This is a genomic window from Dolichospermum sp. LEGE 00246, assembly GCF_015207865.1.
Classification (GTDB): domain Bacteria; phylum Cyanobacteriota; class Cyanobacteriia; order Cyanobacteriales; family Nostocaceae; genus Dolichospermum; species Dolichospermum heterosporum.
This window is the reverse complement of the sequence record NZ_JADEWA010000246.1, coordinates 1-8,123: the sequence shown is the minus strand read 5'-3', so window position 1 is coordinate 8,123 and position 8,123 is coordinate 1. Positions and strand designations below refer to the sequence as shown.

Here is an 8,123-nt window from a genome sequence, read left to right as displayed (position 1 = left end):
CTTTAGGATTGTACACCCCAAAAGTCACCGCAGCACCTATAAAAACACCTAAGACCTTTAAAGAATGGTGTCAACAAAAAGCCAGTTTACCTCAAGAGACGAAACGAACGGTAGAAGCATTATTAAAAGTTGCCAAAACCCGAAATTGTAGTCAAGCTAATCAAGCGCTGACTAAATTGACTGAACTTGAGCTTTGGGTAAATCAAATCAGCAATATCAAACCTTTGTCTAATCTGACTAACTTAACTAAACTTGACCTTTCGGGAAATCAAATCAGCGATATTACACCTTTATCTAACCTAACTAAATTGACTTATCTTGGCCTTTCAGCAAATCAAATCAGCAATATCAAATCTTTGTCTAACCTGACTAACTTGACTACTCTCTACCTTTCGGAAAATCAAATCAGCAATATCAAACCTTTATCTAATCTCACTAATTTGACTTCTCTTTATCTTAATAAAAATCAAATCAGCAATATCAAACCTTTATCTAATCTCACTAATTTGACTTCTCTTTACCTTGATAAAAATCAAATCAGCAATATCAAACCCTTGTCTAACCTGACTAAATTGACTTCTCTTGGCCTTTCAGAAAATCAAATCAGCGATATCAAACCTTTGTCCAATCTGACTAACTTAAATTCTCTTGACCTTCCGGTAAATCAAATCAGCGATATCAAACCTTTGTCTAATCTGACTAATTTGACTTTGCTTGACCTTACGAAAAATCCACTTATCGTTAAACAATGTCCCCTGAAACCAGAGTCTATTTGTAAATTTTAGTCCGGTTATATTTTGGTGCGTTATGGACTTACTAACGCACCCTCAAAATACTCAATTTCCCTGAATATTACCAGACTAAAAATGTCAAATTGGACAAAAATCCTATTCTACTAAATCATGTTTGATCGCAAATCTAACAATTCAGCACGACAACATAATAAAATTACTGTAACTTCTTATCACTAAAATCATGAAACTAAGTCTAGTAGCAACCACCATTTTTACCCTGACTTTAGGATTTTACACCCCAAAAGTCACCGCAGCACCTATAAAAACACCTAAGACCTTTAAAGAATGGTGTCAACAAAAAGCCAGTTTACCTCAAGAGACGAAACGAACGGTAGAAGCATTATTAAATGTTGCTGAAACCCGAAATTGTAGTCAAGCTAATCAAACGCTGACTAATTTGACTACATTGACTTATCTTGAGCTTGGGGGAAATAAAATCAGCGATATCAAACCTTTGTCTAATCTGACTAAATTGACTTATCTTGACCTTAGGGAAAATCAAATCAGCGATATCAAACCTTTGTCTAATCTGACTAAATTGACTTATCTTGAGCTTTGGGGAAATAAAATCAGCGATATCAAACCTTTGTCTAATCTGACTAATTTGACTTCTCTTAACCTTGGGGGAAATAAAATCAGCGATATCAAACCTTTGTCTAATCTGACTAAATTGACTTTTTTTTCCCTTTGGGGAAATAAAATCAGCGATATCAAACCTTTGTCTAATCTGACTAAATTGACTGTTCTTTCCCTTGCGGAAAATAAAATCAGCGATATCAAACCTTTGTCTAATCTGACTAATTTGGCTAGCCTTTTCCTTGAGGAAAATAAAATCAGCGATATCAAACCTTTGTCTAATCTGACTAATTTGACTGATCTTGACCTTGGGGAAAATAAAATCAGCGATATCAAACCTTTGTCTAATCTGACTAAATTGACTTTTCTTGACCTTAGGGAAAATAAAATCAGCGATATCAAACCTTTGTCTAATCTGACTAAATTGACTTTTCTTGACCTTTTGGGAAATCCACTTATTTCTAAACAATGTCCCCTGAAACCAGAGTCTATTTGTAAATTTTAGTCCGGTTATATTTTGGTGCGTTATGGACTTACTAACGCGCCCTCAAAATACTCAATTTCCCTGAATATTACCAGACTAAAAATGTCAAATTGGACAAAAATCCTATTCTACTAAATCATGTTTGATCGCAAATCTAACAATTCAGCACTACAACATAATAAAATTACTGTAACTTCTTATCACTAAAATCATAAAACTAAGTCTAGTAGCAACCACCATTTTTACCCTGACTTTAGGATTGTACACCCCAAAAGTCACCGCAGCACCTATAAAAACACCTAAGACCTTTAAAGAATGGTGTCAACAAAAAGCCAGTTTACCTCAAGAGACGAAACGAACGGTAGAAGCATTATTAAATGTTGCTAAAACCCGAAATTGTAGTCAAGCTAATCAAACGCTGACTAAATTGACTTCTCTTGAGCTTTGGGGAAATAAAATCAGCGATATCAAACCTTTGTCTAATCTGACTAAATTGACTTCTCTTTCCCTTGGGGGAAATAAAATCAGCGATATCAAACCTTTGTCTAATCTGACTAAATTGACTTCTCTTTCCCTTGGGGGAAATAAAATCAGCGATATCAAACCTTTGTCTAATCTGACTAATTTGACTACTCTTTACCTTTGGGGAAATAAAATCAGCGATATCAAACCTTTGTCTAATCTGACTAATTTGACTACTCTTTACCTTAGGGAAAATAAAATCAGCGATATCAAACCTTTGTCTAATCTGACTAAATTGACTTCTCTTAACCTTTTGGGAAATCAAATCAGCGATATCAAACCTTTGTCTAATCTGACTAAATTGACTACTCTTAAACTTTGGAAAAATCAAATCAGCGATATCAAACCTTTGTCTAATCTGACTAATTTGACTGCTCTTTCCCTTGCGGAAAATCAAATCAGCGATATCAAACCTTTGTCTAATCTGACTAATTTGACTTCTCTTACCCTTAGGGTAAATCAAATCAGCGATATCAAACCTTTGTCTAATCTGACTAATTTGACTTTTCTTACCCTTTTGGGAAATCCACTTACCTCTAAACAATGTCCCCTGAAACCAGAGTATATTTGTAAATTTTAGTCCGGTTATATTTTGGTGCGCTATGGACTTACTAACGCACCCTCAAAATACTCAATTTCCCTGAATATTACCAGACTAAAAATGTCAAATTGGACAAAAATCCTATTCTACTAAATCATGTTTTATCGCAAATCTGACTAATTCGGCCCGGTTACAGGTTTCTGTTTTCCTCAATAAACTACTCACATATTTCTCCACTGTGCGCGGACTTAAATGTAAATGATTACCAATTTCTCCATTAGACAAACCATGAGTTAATAAGTCTAAAACTTCCTGTTCTCTCACAGTTAATGGTGTCAATACCTGAGATTGTTGCATCTGAGTAGGTATGGAAATATGACCGTTTTTTGCTTTTGTATAAGTGGCAAAACTGATTTCTTCCTGATAAAGAAAACGACATTCTGATTTGATGACTTGCGATCGCTCTAACAAATTACGTATAGCAGCGGCTATCTCTTCCAATTCAAATGGCTTAGACAAATACATATCACAGCCAGACTGATATCCCAAAATTCGTTCTTGAGTTTTCGTTCTTTCTGTCAACAAAATCACAGGTAATAATCGAAAGGCTGATAGTTGACGAACACGACGCACCAACTCATAACCATTCATCTGTGGCATCATAATATCTGTCACCATCAAATCAGGATGATGTTTTTCAACCATCGCCAAAGCATCTACACCATTATCAACAGTTATGACACTATACCCAGATAAATCAAGATAATCACTAATAGATAGGCGTGTACCTAAATCGTCATCTGCGACAAGAATAGTCAAGGGCATGGATAGTACACCCCTATAATCTTTTGGTTGAGCAATTTACTGTAATCACAAATATTAATAGACACAAGCAAGAATACTAATTCTATCTCTAATACTATGACAAGATTACTTACTCATGATGACATCATCAATGATTTCTAAAGAAAATATTAAATTTTCACAAATTGTTCATAAAACTTTACGTAGGGGTTGCTGAAAAAGTTGTCTATGAGGGCTAGGAGTCAGGAGTCAGAATTAGAAGAAGAGAAGAATAGTCTTGAATTTGGTCAAGTGATAGGGTTTTGGTAGTTTCAACGCTTATTCCTTACACTTGTTTCACCTTTTTTACCTTTCAAACTCTTGATATATCTCAGTTCTCGGTTTATATGGCTAACGCTACGCTATCAGCAGACCCTACGTAATCTCCAAAAGAGGGGGATGATTTTTGATCAATCACTAATCACCAGTCCCTTTGGACTACAATTAAAGAAAAAGCCAGTCTAAAGAAATTTTTGGGCGTATTTATTAAAACTTAAGAAGATTTTTGATGAGTGATAAACAGAGTGAAGGTTACAAAGTTATTTGTGATAATCGGCAAGCACGGTTTTTATATGAAATCATAGAAACCTATGAAGCGGGTATTCAATTGACAGGAACTGAAGTCAAGTCAATTCGTGCAGGTAAAGCCAATTTGCAAGATGGTTATGCCCTGCTTCGTGACGGGGAAGCATGGTTAATTAACGTACATATTTCTCCTTATACCTCCAGCGGTGCATATTTTAATCACGAACCCAGACGAACCCGCAAATTATTACTTCATAAACAAGAACTGCGTAAACTCATTGGTAGGGTACAACAGGAAGGTTTAACCCTCGTCCCCCTAAAAATGTATCTAAAACGGGGCTGGGTAAAAATAGTTATTGCCCTGGGTAAAGGTAAAAAACTCCACGACAAACGCGAAAGCCTCAAACGTCGTGATGATCAAAGAGATATGCAAAGGGCAATGAAGAGGTATTAAGAGTCAGGAGTCAGGAGTCAGGAGAAAGAAAGAAGGAGGAAGAAGAAAATTTCTCTTTTCTGCCCCCTATTCCCTCTTAACTGTCACCTGTCACCTGTCACCTGTCACCTGATTCTTCCTTGTTAAAGGTTGCCAATAACTTGCAACTAAAGCCACCATAAACCACCAGAGGGTATTAACTTCAGGACGATAGAAGACCGTATCAAATAGACCCTGAGCAAGTATACCTAGGATACTAGCGATCGCCCCAATTAACCATAAGCCCTCGATATTTTTAGTTTCTCGTAATCGTCGCAGTTGCAAAAATCCTGTATTGAAGGTGACGACTATTAACCATAAGAAACAGGTAAAACCCAAAAAGCCAGTTTCCACAATGGTTTCTAGAAATACAGAATAGGCACTCAAAGCTGTAAAGCGAGGACGTTGATAGAGAGGATATATCTTATTAAAAGAATTGTGTCCAGGTCCTATACCAATTATCGGGCGATCGCGGATCATTTGAAACACAGATTCCCAGACATTTTTGCGAAAATTATTACTACTGTCTTGGCGGTCAGCAAATATACTCACAACCCGCACCCGGAAAGGTTCGACAAATAACACCCCTATTACCAATAACCCCACCACACTTCCCAACAGAATAGGTAAAGACCAACTCCGCCAAAATGGGGGCATATTTATACTCCACCAATAAATTAGGAATACCGCCACAGTAAACAATCCCACCAACAAAGCAATCCAACCACCGCGACTAAAGGTAAGAATTAAAGTAGCAGCATTGACAAAAAGCATCGTTAATGCTAATGATTTCCTGATCCAACCTGGCCAAGCCACAATAGCCACCAAACTTAAAACCACAGCCGGCAAAAGATATCCAGCCAATAAATTGGGATTACCCAAATAACTGTAAACCCTGGTAGTCTTAGCCAAAGGTGATTCCGGGTCAACCCAAGTAGCTAAAGCCTTCGCGCCAAAAAACCATTGTCGCAACCCATAGACGCTAACAATCAGGGATATATGCAAATAAAGAGTAATTAACCAAGACCGAAACCGGGGGACTCGCAGCACCCTAGCACAGAGGGCAAACAGCAACAAATAAAGAGTTAATGTTTGTAAATCACCCAAAGCGGCTTTTTTTACCGGTGATAAAGCCGTTGATATCGCCGCAACACCCCAATACAGCAACACTAGCAGGTGAATAGGAGTAACGGAAGCCGCATTGGCTGATTTATTGTCATCCGATAAAGTCAACAGTAGCCAAAAGCCGACACAAGCCACCAACAATAAACCGATTAAAGTAGTAGAAACAAAAGGTGCAAGACCATAAATGAGGCTAAGTAAGCCAACAGCAATAATATCTCCCCACTGCATTAAAATACTACTTTGTCGCCAAGGCAGCAAAAGTCCCACCAGAAACCGATGTAGGTAACTACCAGACAAATATTCTTTCAGTGGTAAAGAAGATAAAGTCAATCTTTCCCAGACTAAATTCATGAGGAAATAGAGAATACAGGAGCTATGTAGTATAGCTTACGCCAAGTCTGGCTGTGAAAATTAATATTCCTTTCCTCAATAGTTTGCCAATACCTTGTCTATTTTTTGTAGGTCGGGTTAAGCGACAGCGCAACCCGACGCATTTGTTGGGTTATGGCTAATGCCTCCGGCGATAGCGAAGCGCTGCTGCAAGCAGTTCGCAGGGATAATTGAACGTACCTCAACCAAACCTCGTATCTTAGGGACTTCCAATTAAAAAAATACCCAAAAATTTCTTGTGGTGCGGGCATCTTGCCCGCACCACAAGGACGGGCAGGATGCCCATCCCACAAAATTGGGTAATTTATTTTGGCGTTGCTGAATCGAGGTATGAAATTTCCAAATTGAACCTTTAAAAATCTTACCTTTGCGTCTTTGCGCCTTTGCGTGAGACTAAAATTCATACCCTTAATCAGCAACGCCTTTATTTTTTGGTGTTCCCTTAGAAAACTATGTAAAGTTTTTATTTTTCTCGTTTTCTCGTTCTTATACTCTGTATGGGAATGAATTTATAGAAGGCTCTGACTTCAATAGCAGCAAGAGGCAGAGCCTCTGTGATGGCATTCCCAGTCAGAGACTGGGAACGAGGTTGTACTTATCTTTTTTTGGAATTATGCGGGGGGCGTTGTTGGGGGTGATCTCCATTCTTGGGGACACTGGGGGAATTTAATTGTTTGCGACCATTAGTAATAATTTTTAACATTTCCTGAATATCCTGTTCAATATTAGCCAGAACGTTATCAGCGTATTTATCAGCACCATCTTCAATTTCTTCAGCTTGAGAAATTGCAATTTGGCGCATTTCTTCTAATTCTTGTTGACAAGCGCGACGTTTACGGTCAATTTCTGCGAGGGTGTCTTGCATCATTGCTTCACAATCTTGCTGGACTTGCCGCCGCAGTTGGTCAGCTTCTCGCTGTGCTTGCTTGACAATATCACTTTCGGACAAAATTTGCGCTCTTTTGGCTTGGGCTACGTCTACTACCTGTTGTCCATACTCTTCCGCTTCTAGGAGAATTTCATTCTTTTGTGCCAAAATATTGAGCGCTTCCTGAAACACCGTTGGTAAGGAAAGACGGACAAAATCCAGTTGTTCAAGTAATTTATCTTCGTCTATTAAGGTACGTCCCGTAAGGGGAATCCTCAAACTAGAGAGAACTATTTCCTCTAATTGGTTGAGTTCGTGCTGAATATCTACCCCTGATGTTGGCGCTGGATTGCCAATGGAAGGGATACCATTCACGTACTCTCGTGGGGGAGGATTGTTGCCGTTGTGGTTGGATTCGAGGCTAGGGATTTTTGGTTGTAGCATTGGTATATATCTAGGGCAATGTGTGGGGGAACAAGATGATCAACAGAGCCACCAAACCTGGCAATCTCTTTTACCACACTACTACTTAAAAAACTATACTCATTTGATGTTGCCAGAAAAACTGTCTCGATCTGAGTAGACAATGTTTTATTAGTGTGAGCCATTTGTAGCTCAATCTCAAAGTCAGAAACCGCTCTTAACCCCCGTAACAAAACTTGCGCTTGTTGCATTTGGGCATATTTTACGGTCAAACCGTCAAAGCTGTCTACTCCTACATTTGGTAAATGTTTTGTAGATAGACGAATTTGTTCTAATCTTTGCTCTACTGTAAACAATGGCATTTTACTGGGATTGCGGAGGACGGCAACTATGACTCGTTCAAATAGACGACTACTGCGCTGAATAAGGTCTAAATGTCCCAAGGTGATGGGATCAAAACTACCAGGATAAATAGCAATCACAATGTTATTTTAAGTGATTATATTGACGGATTTTCAAGAGAACTTTATTAAATCTAACACAGGGGGTGGGGAGTGGGG

At 38.3% G+C, this 8,123-nt stretch carries 8 protein-coding genes; 4 read left to right on the top strand and 4 right to left on the bottom strand.

Annotation, left to right across the window (positions count from 1 at the left end; translation table 11 throughout):
- From IQ228_RS16005 to IQ228_RS15995, 3 genes are all read left to right on the top strand, one after another.
- On the top strand, positions 1-785 hold a 785-nt coding region (locus IQ228_RS16005; RefSeq protein WP_228043910.1), incomplete at its 5' end, for a leucine-rich repeat domain-containing protein.
- A gap of 190 nt (positions 786-975) precedes the next feature.
- Complete coding sequence (locus IQ228_RS16000; protein ID WP_193963520.1) at positions 976-1,875, top strand: leucine-rich repeat domain-containing protein; 900 nt, start codon at positions 976-978, stop codon at positions 1,873-1,875.
- A gap of 238 nt (positions 1,876-2,113) precedes the next feature.
- Positions 2,114-2,956, top strand: a complete 843-nt coding sequence (locus tag IQ228_RS15995) for a leucine-rich repeat domain-containing protein (RefSeq protein ID WP_228043909.1) — start codon at positions 2,114-2,116, stop codon at positions 2,954-2,956.
- A 102-nt stretch (positions 2,957-3,058) separates the two neighbouring features.
- On the opposite strand, the gene IQ228_RS15990 is transcribed toward IQ228_RS15995, so the two are convergent.
- On the bottom strand, positions 3,059-3,742 hold the full coding sequence (locus IQ228_RS15990; protein WP_193963517.1) for a response regulator transcription factor: 684 nt from the start codon (positions 3,740-3,742) through the stop codon (positions 3,059-3,061).
- Positions 3,743-4,268: 526 nt separating this feature from the next.
- On the opposite strand from IQ228_RS15990, the gene smpB reads away from it, so the two are divergent.
- Positions 4,269-4,739, top strand: a complete 471-nt coding sequence (smpB, locus tag IQ228_RS15985) for an SsrA-binding protein SmpB (protein ID WP_027400847.1) — start codon at positions 4,269-4,271, stop codon at positions 4,737-4,739.
- A gap of 90 nt (positions 4,740-4,829) precedes the next feature.
- Here smpB and IQ228_RS15980 read toward each other — a convergent pair whose 3' ends face one another.
- The 3 genes from IQ228_RS15980 to coaD form a co-directional block, all read right to left on the bottom strand.
- Entirely contained in the window at positions 4,830-6,233 is a 1,404-nt protein-coding gene (locus IQ228_RS15980; protein WP_027400848.1) for an IctB family putative bicarbonate transporter, read from the bottom strand.
- Between the two features lie 634 nt (positions 6,234-6,867).
- A complete protein-coding gene (locus tag IQ228_RS15975; protein WP_193963515.1) occupies positions 6,868-7,584 on the bottom strand; it encodes a DivIVA domain-containing protein in 717 nt (238 codons plus the stop codon).
- Entirely contained in the window at positions 7,512-8,045 is a 534-nt protein-coding gene (gene coaD / locus IQ228_RS15970; protein ID WP_027400851.1) for a pantetheine-phosphate adenylyltransferase, read from the bottom strand. The genes IQ228_RS15975 and coaD overlap by 73 nt, the downstream gene beginning before the upstream one ends.
- Positions 8,046-8,123 lie beyond the last annotated feature (78 nt).

Bases quoted from the DNA above. Each gene is read 5' to 3' on its own strand.
- IQ228_RS15990 (WP_193963517.1), bottom strand. From the start codon at position 3,742: ATGCCCTTGACTATTCTTGTCGCAGATGACGATTTAGGTACACGCCTA.
- IQ228_RS15980 (WP_027400848.1), bottom strand. From the start codon at position 6,233: ATGAATTTAGTCTGGGAAAGATTGACTTTATCTTCTTTACCACTGAAA.
- smpB (WP_027400847.1), top strand. From the start codon at position 4,269: ATGAGTGATAAACAGAGTGAAGGTTACAAAGTTATTTGTGATAATCGG.
- IQ228_RS15975 (WP_193963515.1), bottom strand. From the start codon at position 7,584: ATGCTACAACCAAAAATCCCTAGCCTCGAATCCAACCACAACGGCAAC.
- IQ228_RS16000 (WP_193963520.1), top strand. From the start codon at position 976: ATGAAACTAAGTCTAGTAGCAACCACCATTTTTACCCTGACTTTAGGA.